At 38.2% G+C, this 21,547-nt stretch carries 24 protein-coding genes and 3 pseudogenes; 12 read left to right on the forward strand and 15 right to left on the reverse strand.

Annotation, left to right across the window (positions count from 1 at the left end):
• Positions 1-452: 452 nt before the first annotated feature.
• The 15 genes and pseudogenes from H6F39_RS17525 to H6F39_RS20825 form a co-directional block, all read right to left on the reverse strand.
• Positions 453-839: a hypothetical protein gene (locus H6F39_RS17525; RefSeq protein WP_199290971.1), complete on the reverse strand. Its 387-nt coding sequence runs from the start codon at positions 837-839 to the stop codon at positions 453-455.
• Positions 836-1,873, reverse strand: a pseudogene (locus H6F39_RS17530) (site-specific DNA-methyltransferase). Before H6F39_RS17530 ends, H6F39_RS17525 begins: the two are co-directional and overlap by 4 nt.
• A gap of 308 nt (positions 1,874-2,181) precedes the next feature.
• The gene (locus H6F39_RS17535) at positions 2,182-2,502 is read right to left on the reverse strand and encodes a helix-turn-helix domain-containing protein (protein WP_190372312.1); all 321 of its coding nucleotides are present in this window, start codon (positions 2,500-2,502) and stop codon (positions 2,182-2,184) included.
• Between the two features lie 198 nt (positions 2,503-2,700).
• Positions 2,701-2,952 (reverse strand): FeoA family protein, encoded by a 252-nt coding sequence (locus tag H6F39_RS17540; protein WP_190397137.1) that lies wholly within the window; start codon positions 2,950-2,952, stop codon positions 2,701-2,703.
• A 110-nt stretch (positions 2,953-3,062) separates the two neighbouring features.
• On the reverse strand, positions 3,063-3,362 hold the full coding sequence (locus H6F39_RS17545) for a 2Fe-2S iron-sulfur cluster-binding protein (RefSeq protein WP_137908515.1): 300 nt from the start codon (positions 3,360-3,362) through the stop codon (positions 3,063-3,065).
• 110 nt (positions 3,363-3,472) lie between these two features.
• Positions 3,473-3,850: an iron-sulfur cluster assembly accessory protein gene (locus tag H6F39_RS17550; protein WP_028084345.1), complete on the reverse strand. Its 378-nt coding sequence runs from the start codon at positions 3,848-3,850 to the stop codon at positions 3,473-3,475.
• A gap of 61 nt (positions 3,851-3,911) precedes the next feature.
• On the reverse strand, positions 3,912-4,694 hold the full coding sequence (locus H6F39_RS17555; RefSeq protein ID WP_028089549.1) for a HesA/MoeB/ThiF family protein: 783 nt from the start codon (positions 4,692-4,694) through the stop codon (positions 3,912-3,914).
• A 10-nt stretch (positions 4,695-4,704) separates the two neighbouring features.
• Positions 4,705-5,022 carry a nitrogenase-stabilizing/protective protein NifW gene (nifW, locus tag H6F39_RS17560; RefSeq protein WP_137908514.1) on the reverse strand — a complete coding sequence of 106 codons (318 nt, stop codon included), beginning with the start codon at positions 5,020-5,022 and terminating at the stop codon, positions 4,705-4,707.
• Positions 5,019-5,219: a CCE_0567 family metalloprotein gene (locus H6F39_RS17565; protein WP_028084342.1), complete on the reverse strand. Its 201-nt coding sequence runs from the start codon at positions 5,217-5,219 to the stop codon at positions 5,019-5,021. Before H6F39_RS17565 ends, nifW begins: the two co-directional genes overlap by 4 nt.
• Before the next feature lie 131 nt (positions 5,220-5,350).
• Entirely contained in the window at positions 5,351-5,827 is a 477-nt protein-coding gene (locus tag H6F39_RS17570) for a NifX-associated nitrogen fixation protein (protein WP_028084341.1), read from the reverse strand.
• Positions 5,824-6,243: a nitrogen fixation protein NifX gene (gene nifX / locus H6F39_RS17575; protein WP_035368007.1), complete on the reverse strand. Its 420-nt coding sequence runs from the start codon at positions 6,241-6,243 to the stop codon at positions 5,824-5,826. Before nifX ends, H6F39_RS17570 begins: the two co-directional genes overlap by 4 nt.
• 45 nt (positions 6,244-6,288) lie before the next feature.
• The gene (nifN, locus tag H6F39_RS17580) at positions 6,289-7,617 is read right to left on the reverse strand and encodes a nitrogenase iron-molybdenum cofactor biosynthesis protein NifN (protein ID WP_190397138.1); all 1,329 of its coding nucleotides are present in this window, start codon (positions 7,615-7,617) and stop codon (positions 6,289-6,291) included.
• Positions 7,618-7,754: 137 nt separating this feature from the next.
• On the reverse strand, positions 7,755-9,125 hold the full coding sequence (nifE, locus tag H6F39_RS17585) for a nitrogenase iron-molybdenum cofactor biosynthesis protein NifE (protein ID WP_137908512.1): 1,371 nt from the start codon (positions 9,123-9,125) through the stop codon (positions 7,755-7,757).
• 446 nt (positions 9,126-9,571) lie between these two features.
• Positions 9,572-11,107 carry a nitrogenase molybdenum-iron protein subunit beta gene (nifK, locus tag H6F39_RS17590; RefSeq protein WP_137908511.1) on the reverse strand — a complete coding sequence of 512 codons (1,536 nt, stop codon included), beginning with the start codon at positions 11,105-11,107 and terminating at the stop codon, positions 9,572-9,574.
• Positions 11,108-11,260: 153 nt separating this feature from the next.
• Positions 11,261-11,407: pseudogene (locus H6F39_RS20825) on the reverse strand (nitrogenase molybdenum-iron protein subunit alpha); the annotation flags it as partial.
• A gap of 158 nt (positions 11,408-11,565) precedes the next feature.
• On the opposite strand from H6F39_RS20825, the gene H6F39_RS17600 reads away from it, so the two are divergent.
• The 12 genes and pseudogenes from H6F39_RS17600 to H6F39_RS17650 all read left to right on the forward strand — a co-directional run bounded on the left by H6F39_RS17600 (position 11,566) and on the right by H6F39_RS17650 (position 21,457).
• Positions 11,566-12,876 (forward strand): site-specific integrase, encoded by a 1,311-nt coding sequence (locus H6F39_RS17600; RefSeq protein ID WP_190397139.1) that lies wholly within the window; start codon positions 11,566-11,568, stop codon positions 12,874-12,876.
• Positions 12,877-13,552: 676 nt separating this feature from the next.
• Positions 13,553-15,985 (forward strand): esterase-like activity of phytase family protein, encoded by a 2,433-nt coding sequence (locus H6F39_RS20830; RefSeq protein ID WP_190397140.1) that lies wholly within the window; start codon positions 13,553-13,555, stop codon positions 15,983-15,985.
• Between the two features lie 132 nt (positions 15,986-16,117).
• A pseudogene (locus tag H6F39_RS20840) lies at positions 16,118-16,240 on the forward strand (type II toxin-antitoxin system VapC family toxin); the annotation flags it as partial.
• Entirely contained in the window at positions 16,237-16,485 is a 249-nt protein-coding gene (locus H6F39_RS17610) for a hypothetical protein (RefSeq protein ID WP_137908508.1), read from the forward strand. The pseudogene H6F39_RS20840 and the gene H6F39_RS17610, both read left to right, overlap by 4 nt.
• A 264-nt stretch (positions 16,486-16,749) precedes the next feature.
• Positions 16,750-16,935, forward strand: a complete 186-nt coding sequence (locus tag H6F39_RS17615; RefSeq protein WP_035371596.1) for a type II toxin-antitoxin system HicA family toxin — start codon at positions 16,750-16,752, stop codon at positions 16,933-16,935.
• Positions 16,925-17,188, forward strand: a complete 264-nt coding sequence (locus tag H6F39_RS17620) for a type II toxin-antitoxin system HicB family antitoxin (RefSeq protein ID WP_137908507.1) — start codon at positions 16,925-16,927, stop codon at positions 17,186-17,188. The genes H6F39_RS17615 and H6F39_RS17620 overlap by 11 nt, the downstream gene beginning before the upstream one ends.
• Before the next feature lie 279 nt (positions 17,189-17,467).
• A complete protein-coding gene (locus H6F39_RS17625) occupies positions 17,468-18,046 on the forward strand; it encodes a Uma2 family endonuclease (protein WP_190397141.1) in 579 nt (192 codons plus the stop codon).
• 61 nt (positions 18,047-18,107) lie between these two features.
• A complete protein-coding gene (locus H6F39_RS17630) occupies positions 18,108-18,686 on the forward strand; it encodes a hypothetical protein (protein WP_190397142.1) in 579 nt (192 codons plus the stop codon).
• Positions 18,687-18,873: 187 nt separating this feature from the next.
• Complete coding sequence (locus H6F39_RS17635; RefSeq protein ID WP_137908504.1) at positions 18,874-19,506, forward strand: hypothetical protein; 633 nt, start codon at positions 18,874-18,876, stop codon at positions 19,504-19,506.
• A gap of 206 nt (positions 19,507-19,712) precedes the next feature.
• Positions 19,713-20,228 (forward strand): peptidylprolyl isomerase, encoded by a 516-nt coding sequence (locus H6F39_RS17640; RefSeq protein ID WP_137908503.1) that lies wholly within the window; start codon positions 19,713-19,715, stop codon positions 20,226-20,228.
• Between the two features lie 215 nt (positions 20,229-20,443).
• Positions 20,444-21,088 (forward strand): hypothetical protein, encoded by a 645-nt coding sequence (locus tag H6F39_RS17645; RefSeq protein ID WP_190397143.1) that lies wholly within the window; start codon positions 20,444-20,446, stop codon positions 21,086-21,088.
• A 162-nt stretch (positions 21,089-21,250) separates the two neighbouring features.
• Positions 21,251-21,457, forward strand: a complete 207-nt coding sequence (locus H6F39_RS17650; RefSeq protein ID WP_242028667.1) for a PIN domain-containing protein — start codon at positions 21,251-21,253, stop codon at positions 21,455-21,457.
• Positions 21,458-21,547: the final 90 nt, after the last annotated feature.

A 21,547-nucleotide genomic window follows, 5' to 3' on the forward strand; every position in this document is an offset into this window, starting at 1 on the left:
CATAATCACGCGACTACGCAAATCTATTGAATAAGGTGTTGGCATATAATTTAACAATATATTTATTCTAGTTTACCTCATTTTCTGGCTTAACTACATGAAAATCGCTGTAAAGAGGGACACAGTCCTGGTAGTGCGGGTTGCGTCTGTGTAAGTTCTATTAATGATTTAAAAGAACTGGTACGTTTATTGCGAGAGTTTGATCCGCGGTTGCTAGTTGTAGATTGGGGATTGTAGCCCACATTCCGCACTTCATTTTGTAATACACCAAGATTACCAATATCGGGCTAATAATGGTCGGATAGCGATTCCTACGGAGCGCTTCGCTATCGCATTACCACCAGGAAAAATCAGGATTAATACTTAATTGGAAAAATGCTTATTTTTATTGACATTGTTGTAAAATTTTCTCCCAAGCTTGAATATGAAAATCTTTTACCTCCGTTGAATTTCTAGCATCTTGTACTAATTCTTCTGTATATGTTTTGATAAATTGTTGCTTTTGTTAAAAATGCAGTTTCCTTATTAGCGTATCGTGGAAAATTTATTTTAAAAAACGGTGTAGTTACCTTAGTATCAAGGACTCTAGCAGAATATCCATTTGGAAATTTAGCCATGTGCAACCTAATATCTTGCTCAGGTTTAATTATTTTCTTGAGTAGACTGGTAATAATTACTTGAATTAAAGATTTATCAGTTTCTATTTTATGAACGAAAATATCTACACAGTCTTTTATTTCTTCCTCAATTTCTGATAACGCTTGATTTTTAATTAATTCAATTGCTTCCTGATAAAATTGTTCTAATATTTCTATTTCTCGATGATAATTATATTTCATATAAATAATTCCTGTTGTTGAGAATCAGGTTGTTCCATGCGGTTATTAGCTAAATTTACATAATCAGGATTAATTTCAATTCCTAAATAGTTTCTATTTAAATTTCTAGCTGCTACACAACTAGTCCCACTACCACAAAAAGGATCAAGAATAAAATCACCTTCTTGAGTTAACAATTTAATAAGTTCTTGAATAATATATAAAGGATAAACTGCTGGATGATGATTATTTTTAGTAATTTCTACCGGACTTTCAATGATGTCTTTTTTCATGGTGTTTCCTAAAATTCTAATAATAGTAAAACCATGATTCTTAATTTGGTTATTTCTCCCTCCTTCTTGTCCACCATAGGCTAATTTATGTATTCCATGAATTTTCATTCTAAATCCTTCAATTTCTCCATTATGTACTGCTAAAATAGCTTGATTTAATTCTTTAATAGCATGATTTTTTTGTGCCTCGCTTAAATCAGAATTTTTAATTAATTCCAGATATTTTTTACCTAATTTATCAGATGGTTTACCTTTAATACTTTTATTAAAGGTATCTAGATGTTGTAAATAATTATCTAAATTAAAGTAATAATCTTTTGATTTGGCAAATATGAAAAATGGTTCTGTAGCTTGTATTAATTTTCTTTTATCTTGACGTGGTGTAGGATTTAGTTTTGATCATGTAATTTGATTAATCAGAAAAATATTTTGATTTTGGGTAGCTTGAATGGCAAATTTATAAGGAATTAGAGATAAACCACCGTTAATATATTTATCTCCCAAATTAAAAACTATTGCTCCTGTTTTTTTCAAAACGCGCACACATTCCCCAAATACCGTTAAGATATTTTGTAAATATTCTGCTTCCGTTGTTTCATTCCCTATACCTAAATTACCATTTCCATAATCACGTTGCTGAAAATATGGGGGTGAAGTGATGATTAAATCAAAAGTATCACTTTCTATTTGTTTGAGAATAGATAGATTGTCACCGAGAAGAATTTTATTTCTAAAGTCTAATATTTGTTGTTGTACTTTCATATAATTTAATTATTAATTATATTAATTAAATTGTGATTTTCAAACTATCATACAGCATCTTTGTTTTTAACCTGACAAATTTAATAAAATTTAACGTTTGATTTAGTTTTGTAGGGTGTGTTAGCCATACAGCATTTTTGTTTTTAAACTTACAAATTTAATAAAATTTAACCTTTGATTTAGTTTTGTAGGGTGTGTTAGCGATCGCATAACGCACCTTTTTTGTACTGAAAAATTTACCACCAACCATAAATGAGCGAGTTTTAGAGAAAATTTTATCTTTAGTTGACTTTAGTTGAAGATCTTCGTCAGATATCAATCTCAGAAATTCCTGATAAAGTAACTTGTGGACGGTTAGGAAATTCAACAACAAGCTTTAAATCACCACCTAAATCAGTAATATACTTTCGCAGAATTGAAAGCATTAAATCAGTATTTTGTTCCATTTGAGAAACATTTCCTTGATCAATTTGAAGAAGTTTTGACATTTGCTCTTGAGTGAGTTTGAGTGCTAGTCTCAATTGTTGTCGTGTCATTTCTTCAGCAATGAGAAAGTTAGATTCTTCAGCAATTTTTTGCTGTCTTTCTAGTGGTAACTGTTCTAGTTTTTCCTTTAAAGTTTTCCCCATTGTTTATTCTCACTTTTCTTCTGATTGGGTTTTTAATAGCTCATATTATTTCACCTTTCTAACTTTATAGTATTTTAACATCTTTTGCTTTAGGCTTTAAGTTTAAGTCTATAAATTTAAACTCCGTGTTAAATACTACACGTGAGTTTGGTTGTAAAAACCACAATTTAAACCAATAACTAAACTTAATCACCATTTTCAGCCATCAATTACCCGCACATAAATAGCCCGCGCTATTTGGCGATTTATAGTCATAGATAAACTACCACATTTAATAATAAAAGTAGGAAATTGCTGTTCTACAGTAATGGTATTACCTGTTTGAATGCCCATTGATATCAGCTTTTTTCTAATTGTCTCATCCTGAGTTTGACAAAAAGTAACTATGCCACATTCTCCTGATTTTAGTAACTCTAAAGAACAGCCCATAACGGTAAAATTAGTAAACATTGAATTATCAAAATAAACAATGAAAATTGAAATGATGAAAGATGATAAACATCCTCCATCATTGTGAAAGTGAAAGAATTTAGAAATCCTAAATCCCGACAAATATTGTATTAAGCAAGGTAAGGTTCTTGGTGGGTTTTGATTGTGCAGTTAGAACGGGGATAGCTAACACATAATAAGGCGAATCCTTTGCCCATTTGCTCATCATCTAAGAAGGATTGATCATCTTGGTTAATTTCACCTTCAACAATCTTGCCTACACAGCTAGAGCAAGCGCCGGATTTACAAGAGAAAGGTAATTCCAGACCAGCTTCTTCTGCTGCGTCTACAATTGTCATGTCTTCATCACATTCAATTGTGGTGTCTATATCTTCTTTTTTGTTGATCAATCTTACTTGATATGTCGCCATTTTTCGATTCTCCTCAAAGATTAATGAAGTGAGTTTTTGAGTTCGTTAAGTTTTCCTGGATCAAGTCAAAATTCAAAATAAAGGAGCTAACTTTTGAAGTTTGAACTATTCTATTTACCGCAAGGTACACCATTGGGAGTACCGTCACTGGTTTTAAAGGACTTGCCACAACCGCAGGTATCAGTTGCATTGGGGTTGGAAAACTTAAAACCGCTATCCATAACTCCCTCTACAAAATCAACTACCACACCTGCTAATAACGGCGCACTTTTAGCATCAACATAAATCAACACATTTCCTTGTTGAGTTACGATATCATCAGGTTGGGGCTTGCTAGTAATTTCGATGCCATACTCGTAGCCACTGCAACCACCATCTTTAACCGAGATGCGGACACCCTTTGTGGCGTTATTAGTTTCGTCGGTTGCAGAACCCTTGACAAATGCCCAGAGACGAAATTCTGCCTTTTCTGTTAAAGTAACAGTCATTTTATGTCTTATTCTGTAGCGAATATTCTGATTTGGATGTGGATTTTCAAGAAGTGGTAACTTACACCGTTGCGGCTTGAGATTGGGAATATCTCCAAGGGGCAGTATTACCGCAGACTGGACAATTGCGATCGCGGTGAGAACGACGTTTAGCAAATTCCATTCTGTTTAAATCAATGGTTAGTAATTCTGATAACAGCGGTTGACTAAAACCAGTAATCAGCTTTACCGCTTCCAAAGCCGTCAAACAGGCCAAGGTCCCAGAAACAGCCCCCAGCACGGAAAAACCGCGTCGGTCCCAATCCGGCTTTTCTGGAAACAGACAAGATAAACAAGGGGTGACACCGGGAATAATCGTGGTCAGGTAAGCCTCCATACCGTCCATGGCTGCCTCTACCATGGGCTTGCGCCAGCGGACACAGGCTTCATTTAACAAATTGCGTTCAGTGAAATTATGAGCGCAATCCAAAGCCATATCCGCCGACTGTACCAACCCATCCACATTTTCTGCGGTAATGTAATCGTGAACTACATCCACTTGAACATCAGGATTGATGGCTTTGAGGGTTTCTTGGGCTTTAAATACTCTGGGTTTACCCACCCAGTCATCAGTCATCAAAACCTGACGATTCATATCATCCAGCCGCAAATCACCACCTCGGACTAGGATCAGCCGCCCAACGCCTGCTACTGTTAAGTAAAGCGCCGCTGTACCACCTAATCCACCCACACCTGACACTAAAACAGTCGCTGATTTTAGGCGCTTTTGAGCTAATTCACCAAAATTAGGAAGCATCATTTGGCGACTATAGCGTTCCAATTCGGTAGGCGTTAGGTTAATCACTTTTTAACTCCTAATCTGAGGTGATTTCTGTCAGGGTGACAACATTTTTGGGCTTATCATTAAATACCTTGAACAGCTTTTGTTCATGGGGTGTGGATTCTATAAACACCTGATAAGCTTGTTGCAAAGCAACACAATATTTCTCTAATCTTTCTTGGTTACTGAGTTGAGGATAACTATCATCAATTTGACTCATGAACTGAGAAAACTTTTTCAAAATATGTAAACGGTTGACATTTACAAATTTTTGGTCATAGGGTAGATTAAAAAAGATGAAAAACTCTTCGGCATCTACGAGGTTTTTAAATTCATCAATATTGGTACTCATTTAGAATTCTCCATTTTTTTGAGTTGTTGCTTGAGTCCATCTAACTGACAGTAGATTTCGTAAGTTTCCGCAGCAACATCCATCAGTTTTTGGTAATCTGTGGGTAGTCCTTCTGCTAAATCATGCAGATCCATTTTCATTTGACCTGCTTTGCTATTTAGCTTTTTAATCTTGGTTGTGATTTCCTCAATTGTCATATTTTTTGTCCTTTGTCATTGGTCAGTTGTCCTTTGTCCGTTGTTAGTTGTAATTTGCTATAGAAGAGAACAAATTTGCAAGTCTCCTCTAACTAATCACCACTAACCACTGACTACTGACCAATGACTAATTAAAGATTGCCTACTTCGGGGAAACGTTTGGCTAAATCAATGCCTTTTTCCACAAACTTTGTGCCTTCTTCGTCTAATTTCTCGAAAGAATCAAAACCAAAACGATGAGCATCACGCAAAGTTTTCACAGCTAATAATAAGCGTCCTGAAAATACTAAAGCCCAACCAAAACCCTCATGTCCTAATTCAATAACTACATTAGAAATGAGTCCAGTTTCCTTTTCAATGCTGGCAGCTACCGCTCTAAAAAAGGCATTTATACGGGAAATAGTGGCGGGGTCAACTTCACCTTCTACAGAAATTTCTCGTTTCTTTTGTTTAGTAACAATATAGGGTTTGAGGATTAATTCATCAGTCCAATTTCGGTAGAAACCATAACTATCTTGCGCCCGAATTTGTTGAACTAATGCTTTCAAAAAAGGAGGTAAAATAACCTCTAAATTGTTACCAGTTCCATTCACATTATTTGTACTCATACTGTTGCTTCGTTTTCAATTTCTTCAGCAAAACTAGGTTTTTTCTGTTGTAAAGCTTTTCGTAACCAAGGTGGAGGATTACCTTTGAGAGTTTTGACTAATTTATCGAGAATTTCTGCAATTTTTTCCTCTTCAGATTTAGCCTTAACTGGGGTTACACCTTTCTTAATTAAACGAGCGGCTGCACTACCACCAATAGCCACAACATAAACAATTGTGCAATCATTAAGTGCTTGAAGTTTAGGGGTAATTTTATCCTCATTACCATCTTCTTTTAGATCACCTTCAAATTTGAGAGTTTCTACAAATTCATAGCCGTTGTCGGAAATTTCATAAACATCTATTTCCTTAGCCCAGCCAAAGTGAGCATTAACATGAATTCTGTCAGTTGTCGTAAAAGCAATTTTCACTTTCATTTGTCCTTTATTGGTTGTCAGTTGTCAGTTGTCAGTTGTTAGTTGTTATTTGTTGATTACTGATGACCATTGGTTGATCATTGATGATTCTTCATGTTCTATAAATAGGTTTCCCATGCCGAAAAGAAGCTCAATAGTACCGCGATAGCCTACTTTGGTAAATAGACCATTTCCTAATCGGTCATAAATAGGAATGCTTAAACGATAGAGGGGAATAGAAAGGCGTTTAGAGATGGTATTTACGTGGGAATTACCAATCAATAAATCAGAACCTATTGCCAATTTTTCAAAATCTTCTAAATCGCCAATGGTGACATTTTTAATAGGAAGTTCTTGAAGTAAGGGAGAACGAGTTGTGGTGACAGCATGATGAATTTCTGCCCCCATTGATTGCAAAAATTTAACTATAGTCCATAATAAATCTGGTTCTAAAGCTAAAGATACTCGTTTAGCACTAAAATAAAAGTGAGTATCTAACATTGCATCTTGCAATTGACGACGTTGACGACGATATTTTTCAGGAACGGGATTTCCACTTAATAAAGATAATTTTTGCAGAAATTCATCTACAGGTTCTAATCCTATTAGATCTCTGAATACTTGATAGTTAGTTCCGAAGCGTTCTTCTAAAATTTTCGCCGCTTGGCGCATACTTTCACCTAAGGCTAAGGTAAAAGCTGAACTACCCAAGGAACGTAATTCTTTTAAAGTTGTTCCACTAGCAGTTATAGCACTATAACCATCTTCCAAATGTCCATCTAATGAAGCTCCTAAATCAGGAACAAATATGGGTTCTAATCCGAAAGCTGTAACTATTTCTCGAATTTCTTGAACATCTCCAGGAGTGAGAGCAGCACCAGCTAAAATTGTGATTTGTTCTGGTTTAATTCCCCCTGCTTGAGGAATTTCCTTAACAATACTTTCTACTGCGACTGCAAAACCGTCTTGTAAAGCACCTTTAAAATCGGGAGTGGGAGCAAAAATAATGGCTAAATGATTAAGTTCGGGGTGACGTTCTCGAATATCTTTTAAAAAACGTTCAATATCATCACCTCTAGTTTCTGTTAGCCCAGTAGTGCATAAACCAATGATTTCTGGTTGTACTTTTTCTACTAAAGTGAGAATAGCTTGCTCGACATTTTCCTCACCACCCAAAATAGTAGTAACTTCTGTCATTGCAGTGGTCGCAAGGGGAATTGCTTCCCGAAAATGTCGAACTAAAACTACTTTTGCGAAGGCTGTACAACCCTGAGAACCATGAAATAAGGGCATAGTTCCCTTTAAACCCAAGAAAGCTAAAGAAGCGCCTAAAGCCTGACTTTGTTTGAGGGGGTTGACAGTCACAGACTTTTCTGGAACAATTGCGATCGCCATAATCTCAATAATCTCAATAATCTCAATAATCTCAATAATCTCAAAATAATTTGTCAGGAGTTCAGGAGTTCAGGAGGAAAATATTGATCTTTTACCTTTTAGCTTCTTACTGTCACCTGTCACCTATCACCTGTCACCTAAACTTCCCAAGGAGCGGGCTTGCGAATTTGCTCCCACACAGGACTATATAAAGCCTCAGTCAACTCCCGCGCCATTTCTACCATACCCACATAACCCGCGTAGGGATGATGACGTTCTTGGTTAATATCTAAAAAGGGAATTCTGGCTTTTAAAGCTGTATATTGATTTCTACCGCCAGCAATAAGCATATCTGCGTTAGTCTCTGCAATTAATTTCAGGAGTTCGGAAGCGTTTCCTTTCTCCAGCATAATACCATCATTACCCAACAAATTTTTAATTTTAGCTTTATCTTCTTCCGTACTTTTGCGGGTACTTGTGGCCACAACTTCAATTCCCAAATCTTTCGCAGCGGAAATAATTGACCAACTTTTCACACCACCAGTATAGAGAACAATGCGTTTTCCTTTTAATTTTTCTCGATAGGGAGCAAGTGCAATATCTAAGGCCGCTGTTTCTTCAACAATGAGTTTTTCTGTGCGTTCCTGTAAATCAGCATCACCTAATTTAGCCGCCACAGTTCGCAAACAACGGTTAATATCATTAATGCCATAAAATGACTCTTCAATGTAAGGAATACCGTAACGCTCCTCCATTTTTCGCGCCATATTTAAAAGCGCTCGTGAGCAGATCATGACATTTAATTTTGCCCGGTGAGCATAACGTACTTCTTGATAACGAGCATCACCTGTAATTTTTGATAAAACCCTAATTCCTAACTTTTCAAATAAGGGTAAAACTCCCCACATTTCCCCCGCAATGTTGTATTCACCTATTAAATTAATATCATACGGGGTAGTATATTCAGGTTCAGCAGTTCCCACTACATATTCTAGTAAAGCCTCACCACCAAAACGATTACCTAAGTTTTTACTACCAATAAATCCCGGAGCAATAACAGGAATGACAGGAGTTCCAATTTTTTCGGCTGCTACCTTACAAACCGCATCAATATCATCACCAATTAGGGCTGTAACGCAGGTGGCGTAAACAAAAATCGCCGCAGGCTTGTAGTTTTGATTAACTTCTAAAATCGCTTTATAAAGCTTTTTTTCACCGCCGAAAATTACATCATTTTCCCCAACATCGGTAGTAAAACCCGTCTTATAAAGCATTGGACCTGAAGACAAACTCCCACGACTTCCCCAGGAATTTCCAGCACAAGCGATCGGACCATGAACCAAATGAGCCGCATCAGTAATTGGGACTAAAGCAATCATCGCACCATCAAAAGCACAACCCCCTTGAGCCGCACCTGGTTGAGCTTGTTGGGTACAAGATTTATTCTTTTTTTCTCCCTGTTTTTTTTGATTATGTTCACATCCTGATTCACTCAGCAATTCGTTAATTTTACTTTGGGTGATTTTCATTTTTATTCTCGCAGTAGATAGAATTTATTAACAGTACAAATCTTGATGAAAGTCCATCATTAAAATGATGATTTACACAAAATTACAGCCAAATTCACATATTTAGACTACAGTTTAAATTAATATATTTCTTCCTTTGCGTCTGAGCGCGAAACAAGATTAACTTAATATTTACACAGATAAACCTGCAAAAAAGATATGTATTTATCTATATTTTCCAGAGTGGGGTTTTCATAACATTGATTAACGCTGATCAAAAGAGATAATTTTTCTGGGAACTTATGGGAAAATTCATCTGTCAGGTAGATGAAAGGAACAAAGAGTAGGCTATTTAGGCTAATGGAATTGGAGATAGGGGAGAGGATTTGAGGGAATTTACCCAATTTCCTGTCCCCTTTACTTATTTGCGACGGAAAGGAGGGGAAAATCCCACCCCTAGATAATTCTTAACGAACTAAGTCGTAGGAAATATCGGTTTGACCAGGAACATTGGTAGTACGGTCAATTTCTTCAAAGATTGTATTGACAATCCAGTTCAACAGGTTAATAACACCTTTATAACCAACAGTTGCGTAACGGTGGTAGTGGTGACGGTCCATGATAGGATAACCAATTCTCACCAAAGGTACACCACAATCACGCCATAAATACTTACCGTAGGAGTTACCAATTAATAAGTCTACGGGTTCGGTAAATAACAGGGAGCGTAAGTGCCACAAGTCTTTACCACCCCAGATTTTAGCGGACTTACCGAAGGCGCTAGAATCTAACAATGCTTGCAATTCTTTCTCAAATGCTTCATTGGTGTTGTGAACCAAGATGTGTACTGGTTCAGCACCCATTTCCAACATGAAACCAACTAAGCTGTAAACTAAGTCAGGATCACCATAGATAGCGAAACGCTTACCATGTAACCAAGCATGGGAGTCAGTCATCGCATCAACTGCACGACCACGTTCGATTTCTAACTCTTCAGGAATAGCCTTACCAGTCATTTCGCTGAGTTTCATCAAGAACTCGTCAGTTCCCTTGATACCCCAAGGACGAGAAACACAAACGTCTTGACCCCATTCCTTAGCAATGTATTCACGGGTCTTGGCTGTGGAGTAAGCTTGAAGAGCAATAGTAGCTTTACCGTTAATGGAATCTGCTGCATCTTCGAGCTTAGTACCACCTGGGTACATATTGTACGCACCATCATTAGGTGAGTCAACATAATCACTGTTGTCAGATAATAAGGTGTAGTCAAAACCGAATAGGTTAGCAATGCGCTTAACTTCGCGGTTGTTTTCTACGTAGGTATCAAAACCAGGAATAAAGTTGATTTTACCGTTGCTCTTGGCTTTCTTCTTACCTGCGGTTAAGGTAGAAAGGATTCCCTTCATCATGTTATCGTAACCAGTGATGTGAGAACCAACGAAGCTAGGAGTGTGAGCAAAAGGGACTGGGAAATCTTGAGGAACTGAACCAGCGTCTTTAGCGTTACCAATGAATGATTGTAAGTCATCACCGATAACTTCTGCCATACAGGTGGTGCAAACAGCAATCATTTTAGGATTGTATAGTTTGTAAGAGTTAGCCAAACCATCAATCATGTTTTGCAAACCACCGAATACAGCCGCGTCTTCTGTCATGGAAGAAGAAACACCAGCAAATGGTTCTTTGTAGTGACGGGTTAAGTGGGTACGGAAGTAAGCCACGCAACCTTGAGAACCTTGAACGAAGGGAAGAGTACCTTCAAAACCTACGGCCGCAAACATAGCGCCTAAAGGTTGACAACCCTTAGCTGGGTTAACGGTTAAAGCTTCCCGCGCAAAGTTCTTTTCCCGATATTCCCAGGTTTTTGTCCAGTCTGCTACCCGTTGTACTTCTTCGGAAGTGTGGCCATTTTCAAACTGTTTCTTGTTTTCAAACAGTTGTTGGTATTCTGGTTGGTGGAATAGCTCAACGTGATCCTGAATCTTTTCTGGATTCTGAGGCATTTTCTGTATCTCCTGCGGTGTATGATGTTTGCGTTTGGTGGAGAGTCGGAAATACCACTCAAGATTCAGAATGCAAAATTCAAAACTGAGAATTTTTAATTTTGAATCTTGAATTTCCAACTCTCCTGGGGTAAAACCCCAGATTTTTGTTCCCTAGACGGCCGCTTTAGCTTTAACTTTAGCTTGAGCTTTTTTGTTCCAGGGAGCGCCAATTAATCCCCAGGTTGGGCTGTTGAGCGCCAAGTCCATGTCACGAGCGAAAATGGCAAATCCGTCGTAACCGTGGTAAGGACCGGAGTATTTATTCTGCTGGTTTAATAGGTTTTAACTAGAAAAGTTGATGATTTCTGCAATGTCAGCGATAAACTATGTTTGCGGTTAACGCATTTATTTTTAGTCTCAATATAGTCTAAAAGTTTAAGAATTAAGTTTCGCGCAAAGACGCGGAGGAGCAAAGGATGAAAGAAAATCTATTATGGGAATTAAAACAGGTAAATCTGCGTTTGAAGTCTGCAAAAACCAGGGTAACAATCCGAGAATCAAATGGATGTCTGCAATTACGGGCAACTTTACCTATTAAACCAGGTGATGCAGATATCAACAACACAGGCAAAAAACAATATAACCTCAGTTTGAATATTCCAGCCAATTTATCAGGACTGAAAACTGCGGAGGAGGAGGCTTATGAATTGGGTAAGTTAATTGCGAGAAAAACTTTTATTTGGAATGATAAATATTTGGGAAATTTAGGAAATGACGGCATTAAAAAAGAGTTAATAACTATTGGTGAGTTATTAGCAAAATTTGAAGATGAATATTTTAAAAGCCATAAACGCACCACTAAAAGTCAACATACTTTTTTCTATTATTTTTCCCGAATTAAACGTTATACAAATGCTGATGATTTGGCTAATGGGGAAAGTTTGATTAATGCAATTGAAAAAATAGATAAGGAATGGGCTAAATATAATGCTGTGAGGGCTATTTCTGTATTTTGTCAAGTTTTTAAAATTGAAATTAATTTAACTAATTATGCTAAAGTCCCTGAAAGTAATTCTCGCAATATTCCCACTGATAAACAAATAGTTACAGGATTTTACAAGTTTGATGAATATCTCAATCATCGCGGTAAGCAAGTTAATCAAGATGTCAAAGATAGTTGGCAATTATGGCGTTGGATCTATGGAATGTTGGCGGTTTTTGGTTTACGTCCCCGTGAGCTTTTTGTTAATCCTCATATTCATTGGTGGTTAAGTGATGAAAATATAGATTTAACTTGGAAGGTTGATCAAGATTGTAAAACTGGGGAAAGAGAAGCTTTACCTTTATATAAAGAATGGATTGATGAATTTGATTTAAGAAATCCTAAATATTTGCAAATGTTAGCGATCGCAATCAGTAAAAAAGACCAGAACAATCATGCAGAAATCACGGCTTTAATTCAAAGGGTGAGTTGGTGGTTTAGAAAAATTGGTTTGGATTTTAAACCCTATGATTTACGTCATGGTTGGGCAATTCGAGCGCATATTTTGGGCATTCCTATGAAAGCTGCGGCGGATAATTTGGGTCATAGTGTGCAGATTCATACGAAAACTTATCAACGTTGGTTTTCTTTAGATATGCGAAAATTAGCAATAAATCAGGCTTTGAATAAACGGAATGAAGTTGAGTTGATTAAGGATGAAAATACAGGGTTGAAAATGGAAAATGAACGGTTGAAGATTGAGGTGGAAAAGTTGAGAATGGAAATGGTTTATAAAAATAGTTAATTTCGCTTATTAATTGATATAAGCTGTACTGCATTTAATTTGTGTAATTATTTTGTGTAATTATAGCGGGCAAGACTTGTACTGAGCTTGGCCGAAGTATGCCTGCACTACAAGATTTAGCCTAGGATTCTACAATTTAGCTGGGTCACAGCTTACTTAGGAAAGAATATATAAGTATTGTTTAAGCTTGAATTAGGATGCGTAAATTAATCGCTAATAAGCAAAAATACATATACTTCTTTAATCAATAGAAATTGCTGATATAGATCATAAAATTATAAGCAAAACATAATTGATATTGGCATGATGCAACGCATAAATTTAACCATTTATTGTACTTTGCTTATTTTATTGTTAACCTTCCAGTGCCAATATCTTAACTGTTCGGATTAGTTCTTTGTTACTTAATCGTCCAATCAAAACTGAGTGTCTCATGCTGTACCTAGTCCTGACATTAAAGAAGAGATAATAGCTCAACACAGTCTCTAAAGACCTGATGACGAGTTTTTAGATCTTTTGTTCCTTGTCAAGAGAGGTTTTCAGAGCATGGTTGCTCGAGTTTTAGGTTAGACCCCCTGTGGGCATAAGAACCTGGTTTCTGACCCGACGGGCAATGTAATTAAAAAACTGAACTGGCACGTAAAAACGAAATCAACAGAAAAATTCTCGATATAATATGCCTACAACAACACTAACCGGTTTCGCTGGCTTTCCTGCTGCAACCTACTCCAGTAGCTTCTTTTGGGACACATTTACATCCGGTGGTCAGATTAATCCTACTACTAACCCTACCAATGGTGTCACCGTACCTTTGACTACTCTTGGTCTGCCTCTTGGTGGTTTCAGTTCCATGCAAGTTGGTAACAATGGCACTTACTGGTTTCAACCAGATAACGGTTATGGTCAAAAACCTAACAGTGCCGACTTTTTGTTACGTCTTTACCAAGTTGACCCAAGCTTAAAAGGAGCGGAAACTGGTGCAGATGGTAGTGTCCAGTTTTTGAACTTTATTCAATTCCGCGACCCAGACAAGAAGATTAACATTCCTAACTTCACTCTGGTTAACGAAAACACTGCTGAGAGAAACCTAACAGGTGGTGACTTTGATATCGAGTCATTCGTCTTTGATAAAGACGGCACAATCTGGGTGGGAGACGAGTTCGGTCCTTACCTATTGCACTTTGATGCTACTGGTAAATTGCTAGAAGCTCCCATTGCTGTACCTAACGTCTTCGCTCCCCAAAACCCTGCTGTATTGGCAGGAAATGCCACTGCTAACTTAGGTTCTAGAGGGTTGGAAAGTACAGCAATCAACACCAGCAAGACCAAGCTCATCACCGCTTTGGAAGGTGTCGTTACTGGTGACAGTGCTACCAACGATGTTCTCCGTATCTACGAATTTGACTTAACCAGCAAAACCTTCGGCACACAATACAAATATAAACTGGAGAAGACTTCTAACTCCCAGTCAATCAATGACTTGACAGCTATCAATGATAATGAATACTTAGTCATTGAAAAAGACCGCTTAACTGGGGCTGCTGCTGAATTCAAAAGGATTTATAAAATTGACTTGACCCAGGTAGACGCCAATGGCTTTCTGATCAAGCAAGAAGTCGCTAACCTGTTAGACATTCAAGACCCCAATGACTTGAATGGTGATGGTTCAAACAGCTTTAAATTGCCATTCCAAAACGTTGAAGCTTTCACTATCGTTGACAAAAATACCATTCTGGTAACAAACGACAACGATTTTCCTTTCGTTGCCGGCAGCAGAACCCCCGGTCAAGTAGATGGAACTGAAGTCGCTCTGTTGAGACTAGACACTCCTCTTAACATACCCAGAAGACTAAGCATCAGTGATGTAACTGCGGTAGAGGGATCAAATGCTGTGGTGACAGTGACTCTGAGTGAAGCTAGTACCAGTAATGTAACAGTTAACTACGCTACCACTGCTGGTACTGCTATCGCCGCTGACTACAGTGCTGCTCCTGGTAACACACTCAGCGGCACACTCACCTTTGCTCCAGGGCAGACCAGCAAGACTATCACCTTTAGGACTACATCTGATACAACTGCTGAAGCGGATGAAAGATTCACCGTCACATTAACTAACCCTTCTGGTGCAACTATCCCCTTCGTAACTGGCACAGTAACTATCACTGATACCGTTAGCTCTGCTGCTACTGCTACATTAGCGGCAACAAAAACAAACCTGACCCTAACTGGAACTGCCAATGTTAATGGTATAGGTAACGCTGGTAATAACACCGTTACAGGTAACAGTGGTAATAACCAGCTTGATGGCGCTGCTGGTAATGACATCCTCATTGGTGGTGCTGGTAATGACACCCTCATTGGTGGTGCTGGTAATGACAGTCTTGATGGTGGTGCTGGTAATGATACTTATCGCTTCACTCTCGCTACACTAGGTAACGACATCATTAGGGATGCCTCTGGTACAGATACCATTAGCTTTGATGGTGCTGCGGCTTCATTAGGTGCCACTGTGAATTTGGGTATCAACACTGCTCAAACCGTTGTGACTAATACACAAATCACATTAACTGCGATAGATGCCATTGAAAACGCCATTGGTGGTTTGGGTGCTGACCGTCTCACTGGTAATGCTCTTAACAACAACTTAACCGGTGGTGCTGGTAATGACACCCTTAATGGTGGTGCCGGTGATGACACCCTGGTTGGTGGTTTGGGTACTGACAGCTTAGTTGGTGGTGCTGGTAATGACCAGTTCGTATTCAGTGGCACCGCAGCTTTCAGTGCCGCTGCAACTGGTAATGGTTTAGACATCATCGCTGACTTTAGCGCTGGTGACAAGATCGCTTTGAGCAAGGCAGTATTTACGGCTGTAACCAGTGTTGCTGGTGCCGGATTTAGTGTGGGTTCAAACTTTGCCGTTGCTACAAGTGCGACTAGTGCAGCAACAAGCAGCGCTCAAATTGTTTATGTCCTAGGTACAGGTACAGTTAACGGTGGCCTCTACTATAACCAAAATGGTGCTACTGCTGGTTTTGGTACTGGTGCTCAGTTTGCATCTATCGTTGGTACTCCTACTTTGGCTGCTAGTGATTTCATTGTTACTGTTTAATCTGGGCTTATTACTTAGACTCGGATTTTTCACGAACAATAACTTAGTTGATTGATTTTACTCATGCGGGGAAGTTTGACTTCCTCGCTTTTTTTGATGGGATATTTTTGTCAGTTGCTATAATCAAGACAAAATGATTTGTTAATTGCGGCGATCGCATTAGCAAATGATCTCACTCTAGTTACTCACAATACACGGGAATTTAGCCGTATTGATGGCATAAAATTAAGAAAACTAAAGATCATCGACCAATGACAACTACACTCGTTAAACCCTCCCAATTCTTACCTGAAGGAATCTGCATCAAGCGTATTAAGAACCTCATGCTATTCAAATTTACCGATAAGCTAAGTGAACGGATGCAAGAACTCCTTGATAAAAACAAATTGGATACCCTCACCCCAGAGGAAGCAATAGAACTAGAGGCAATAGGGGAACTTGACGACATCTTCAGTTATATTAACGCTGCTGTTGCTGCTCAAGATCATGCCCATTCCTAAAACTCTTTATCAGCAGGTCAGACAACGCGCTCAATGTCGCTGTGAATACTGTCACTACCCTGAACTTCTCAGCACAGCCCCCCTTTCTATTGACCATTTGCAACCTCAATAACCTACTAATATTATTTTTGTAAAGTATGGTATAACTGGTCAATCAACAATCATCTCAACCACCTAGCCGAAAAAATGCTATGATTAGTCAATGGGTAAACTAAGTAAATTAATTAAATATCTTCTCTCTTTCCTGAAGCCAGATTTGAAGAAATTAGTTATGTTTTGGAAGCATTTGGATATCAGGAAATTAGAGCGAAGGGAAGTCATCACGCTTTTGAAAATGATCAAGGAGAAGTGATTATTATTCCCAAAAAAGGGGGTAAAAAAGTTAAACGAACGTATATTGAAGAAACGATTAGATTACTAGATTTGGAAAATTGGCAAGATGAAAACTAATTCTCAACTTGAGCATCAATCTTTAGAATATTATCTGTCTTTAAAATATCTCATGTCTATTTATCCAGAAGAGGACGGAGGATATACAGTAATGATTCCTGACTTACCAGGTTGTATGAGTCAGGGCGAAAGTTTAGAGGAGGCAATAGAAAATATTAATGAAGCGAGAGAGTTATGGATAGAAACTGTTTATTGTAGTGGTAAAAAACCAATTCCTTTACCTTCTAAACTAATTTCTATCATTAATTCGTGAACAACCATCAAAAATCAAAAATTTTATCCAACCTGAACGAATCAGAAATGTAAAAGTAGTAGTTGAACAACTGACAGGAAATATGGAACGGGAAAAGCTATAGCAAGTAGCTTTGAGTGAGGTACACCTTGTGCGGGCATCTTGCCCGCACCACAAGAGTTTTATCATTAATATCTGTACTTCATAATATCGGAAACTGCTGTATGTTGGCTAGAGACAAGTTTAAAACATCTTTCTTATCAGTTGCTATAATCAAAACAAACTGAGAAAAATCCTGCTATGATAGCCATTCCCCAACAACCGGCAAAAATGACCATTGAGGAATATCTTGCATGGGAACTTAACCAAGATATTCGCTATGAATACATCAACGGTGAAGTTTTCGCCATGACTGGTGGTACAATTCCCCATAATGATATTGCTCTCAATCTTTACACATCTTTACGTCCTCACCTCCGTCCTAGGGGTTGTCGAATCAATGTATCAGATGTAAAAGTGCAAGTTACCTCTAAAGGTCCATACTTCTATCCTGATCTGATCGTCAGTTGTCACAGTGAAGATATCAATGCCCGTAAATTTATTCAAAATCCTAAATTAATTGTTGAAGTTCTTTCTTCCGGTACAAGCGGTAAAGATAGAGGTGAAAAGTTCCGATATTATCTCACCATACCCACCTTACAAGAATATATCTTGATTGATTCTGAAAAAATCTCTGTTGAACGTTATTGTCGAGGAGAAGGAAGAATGTGGCTTTATTATCCCTACACTACTGGAGACATGATTACTTTATCAAGTATTGCATTTGAATTTCCCATAGAAATGCTTTATGATAGTGTGGGGTTGGAAACAGAAACATAAAATCACATTTCCAAAATAAATCTGATTAATTTCAGATGAAATTTAATCTCTTATTAAAATTATGGCAAAACGTAAAAAAAGCAATCTTCAATGGATTAAGGAAACCCTAGAACTGAAACCAGATCATCATTGGGAATCTCCTCCAGAATACAATATTTTTGTGGCAGGTAGGGGGGCAGTGCGGTTTAATGTCCCTCGTGGTTGGATAACTCTACCCCAGGAAAAATCATTTAAGTTTACAGATAAAAAACCACCTGATGATGATTGTTGCTTAGAAATGTCTTACAATCATTTACCTCCTAATGATTGGACTCTGTTTCCCCTCAAATCTACTTTAAAGAAAATTATGGAAGATGATAGTCGTGATGTAATTGCAAGAGGAGAGGTGATCACTGTCAAAAGACAAACGGCTAAAATTATGTGGTGTGAAATTAAATTTATTGATACTCAAGCCGAACCCAGGGAAGCTTTTTCTCGGACTTGTGTTGGTTTGGGTTCTAATATTCAATGTTTAATTACCTTTGATTATTGGGCAGATCAAGCAGAACAATTAATACCGGTTTGGGATGAAGTCATGCGGAGTTTAACACTAGGATTATATATCAGAGATCCTAGAACCGGTTTAGCTTTTCCTGATTAAAAGGTTAATTAACAAATCATCTGTGTTTATCTGCGTTTATCTGCGTTTAATTATGATTTATTGTACCTAACTCGAATAGTAATTACTGATGGTAACTATTTATAGTAGTTATTGCACTGGATTGGCAAAATGTGGTTAGATGTTGTGGAAAACTTTCGTAATTTGCTTTTTCATACTTCGTCTTAATATGCAAACCGATCTTATTAAACAATTACAAGTCAATCTTTCTGTAACTGCTGCTACCTTAGCCTTGTTGGTGACAGCACCATCAATTGCTCATGGTCAAGTTAAGAGTACCACCACTAAGCCAGTCTCATCAACTCCTAAGACATCAGTAGTTAATATATCCATTACTGAGGCTGAAGTGCTGGACGCTCAAAAGTCCTGGGGTAATGCGTTGGTTAATATCAGCACTACCTATGATCAAAAGGGGATAGCCGCTGCTAGAACATTGGCGGACAAGGTGATAGATGAATTATATGCTTATCAGTCGGGATTGGTGTTGTTTAAGCCTACCTTAACAACTGGAGACCAAACCTTCCGCACGACACACAAAGGAGCTTTGTCTTATTTTGTGGGTGGTGATTCCTCTTTCCCTAAAGATACTGGTTTTGCTCTCAAAGGATGGCGAAAAGTGGAAATTCGCAACGCTGGCATTTTTATTGTCGGTAATACTGCTACCACTATGGGTAATGTTTCCCTGACTGATAAAGCCGGTAAAGTCACAACAGTAGATAAAACCTGGCAGTTTATTAGAGGTAATGATGGAAAATTGCGTATTATCTTACACCATTCTTCTCTGCCTTATAGTCCAAAATAAACATCGCTTAGATCTCCGAATTCTGGGAGAATTCGGGGATATGAAATATCTCTATTAAAGATCAAACTAAAGATCAAAATCCCAACTATAATTTTACATTTCTTTACAGAGTTTAGTTTTTTCATGCCAACTTATTTATTTTCAAGATATTGGGTAAACTAGAAGCGATAAAGTAAACCATTACACAGATTGGTAATTCAATATTCATGGCAAATCCCACCGCAACTCTGGAAACTTCCCTTGGTACTATTACTCTTGAGCTATTCACTGATGTTATGCCCATAACGGCGGGAAATTTCATCAAATTGGCTAAAAGTGGGTTTTATGATGGTCTACATTTCCACCGTGTGATTAATAACTTCATGGTGCAGTTTGGTTGTCCCTACAGCAAAGATCCTAGCTCCCCCCGTGCAGGAACAGGTAATAGTCCTGATGGGTGCATTCAAGATGAGCATCCTGAAGATGGGAAACTTTCTAATGAACCGGGAACTCTATCTATGGCTAATACCGGGCGGCCTAATAGTGGTAGTTGTCAGTTTTTCATCAACACTGTCCACAACTCCTATCTGGATTGGTTTACCCCCGGTCAATCTAAGCATCCCGTGTTTGGTCGAGTGACTGAAGGCATGGATGTATTAAAAGCCATTGAAACCACTCCAACAGGATCTGGCGATCGCCCCAAAACTCCGGTGAAAATGATCAAAGTGACTGTCCACGAATAAACTAGAATAAACCGAAAAATTGGTGCGGAGATTTTCTCCGCACATCCCTATTTTCAGGCAAAATCCTCTGTTTTTTTAATTGTTCACCCGACAAACTAGATGCCCAACTTCTCAGATCATTAAATGATAGCATGGTAATTACTGATGGTAACTATTGACTGGATTGGCACAACGTGGTTAGATGTTACTGAAAACTTTTGTAACTTGCTCTTAATATGCAAACCAATCCGATTAAACAATTACGAGTCAATCTTTCTGTAATTGCTGCTACCATAGCCTTGTGGGTTACATTGTTGGTGACAGCGCCATCCATGGCTCATGCTCAAGTTAGTAGTACCATCACTAAGCCAGTCTCATCAACTCCTAAGACATCAGTAGTTAATATATCCATTACGGAGTCTGAAATGCTGGCCGCCCAAAAAGCCTGGGGTAATGCGTTAGTTAATATCAGCACTACCTATGATCAAGAGGGGATAGCCGCCGCTAGAACATTGGCTGAGAAGGTGATAGATGAATTATATGCTTATCAGTCGGGATTGGTGTTGTTTAAGCCTACCTTGACAACTGGAGACCAGACCTTCCGCACGACACACAAAGGAGCTTTGTCTTATTTTGTGGGTGGTGATTCCTCTTTCCCTCAAGATACTGGTTTTGCTCTGAAAGGATGGCGACAAGTGGAAATTCGCAACGCTGGCATTTTTATTGACGGTAATACTGCTACAACTATGGGTAATGTTGACATTACTGATAAAACAGGTAAAGTCACAACAGTAGATAAAACCTGGCAGTTTATTAAGGGTAATAATGGCAAATTGCGTATTATCGTACACCATTCTTCTCTGCCCTATAGTCCAAAATAAACATGGAATAGATCCCCGACTTCTCCCGGAAGTCGCGGAGTTGACAGTTGACAGGTGACAGTTGACAGTTGACAGGAAAGCGATAGCGTAACCGCTGCTGCAAGCAGATCGCCAACTTTTTGACTTTTTGGACAATTTCTTCAGCGAGTGGAGATTGTTGGTTTGACAGGGGGTGATGAGCTATTGGTTGAGAAGATCATCGAAATTCGTCAGCAATATCGCTTAAAATTACCTGATGCAGTAATCGCGGCCATGATAATCCAAAATTCAGCCAGCTTAGTGACTGTTGATCAAGAATTTGCAAAGATCAATATTTTGACGGTAATTAATAGACATCTCCGAAAATTACAGCAGTTTCCGAAGTTATGAGGTACAGTTAGTAATAATAAAGATAATACTGTCATGAAAGCATATTCAGTGGATCTCCGAGAAAAAATAGTTGCAGCCCATATTGAGGAA

Source organism: Dolichospermum sp. FACHB-1250 (genome assembly GCF_014696335.1).
GTDB classification, from domain to species: Bacteria; Cyanobacteriota; Cyanobacteriia; order Cyanobacteriales; family Nostocaceae; genus Dolichospermum; species Dolichospermum planctonicum.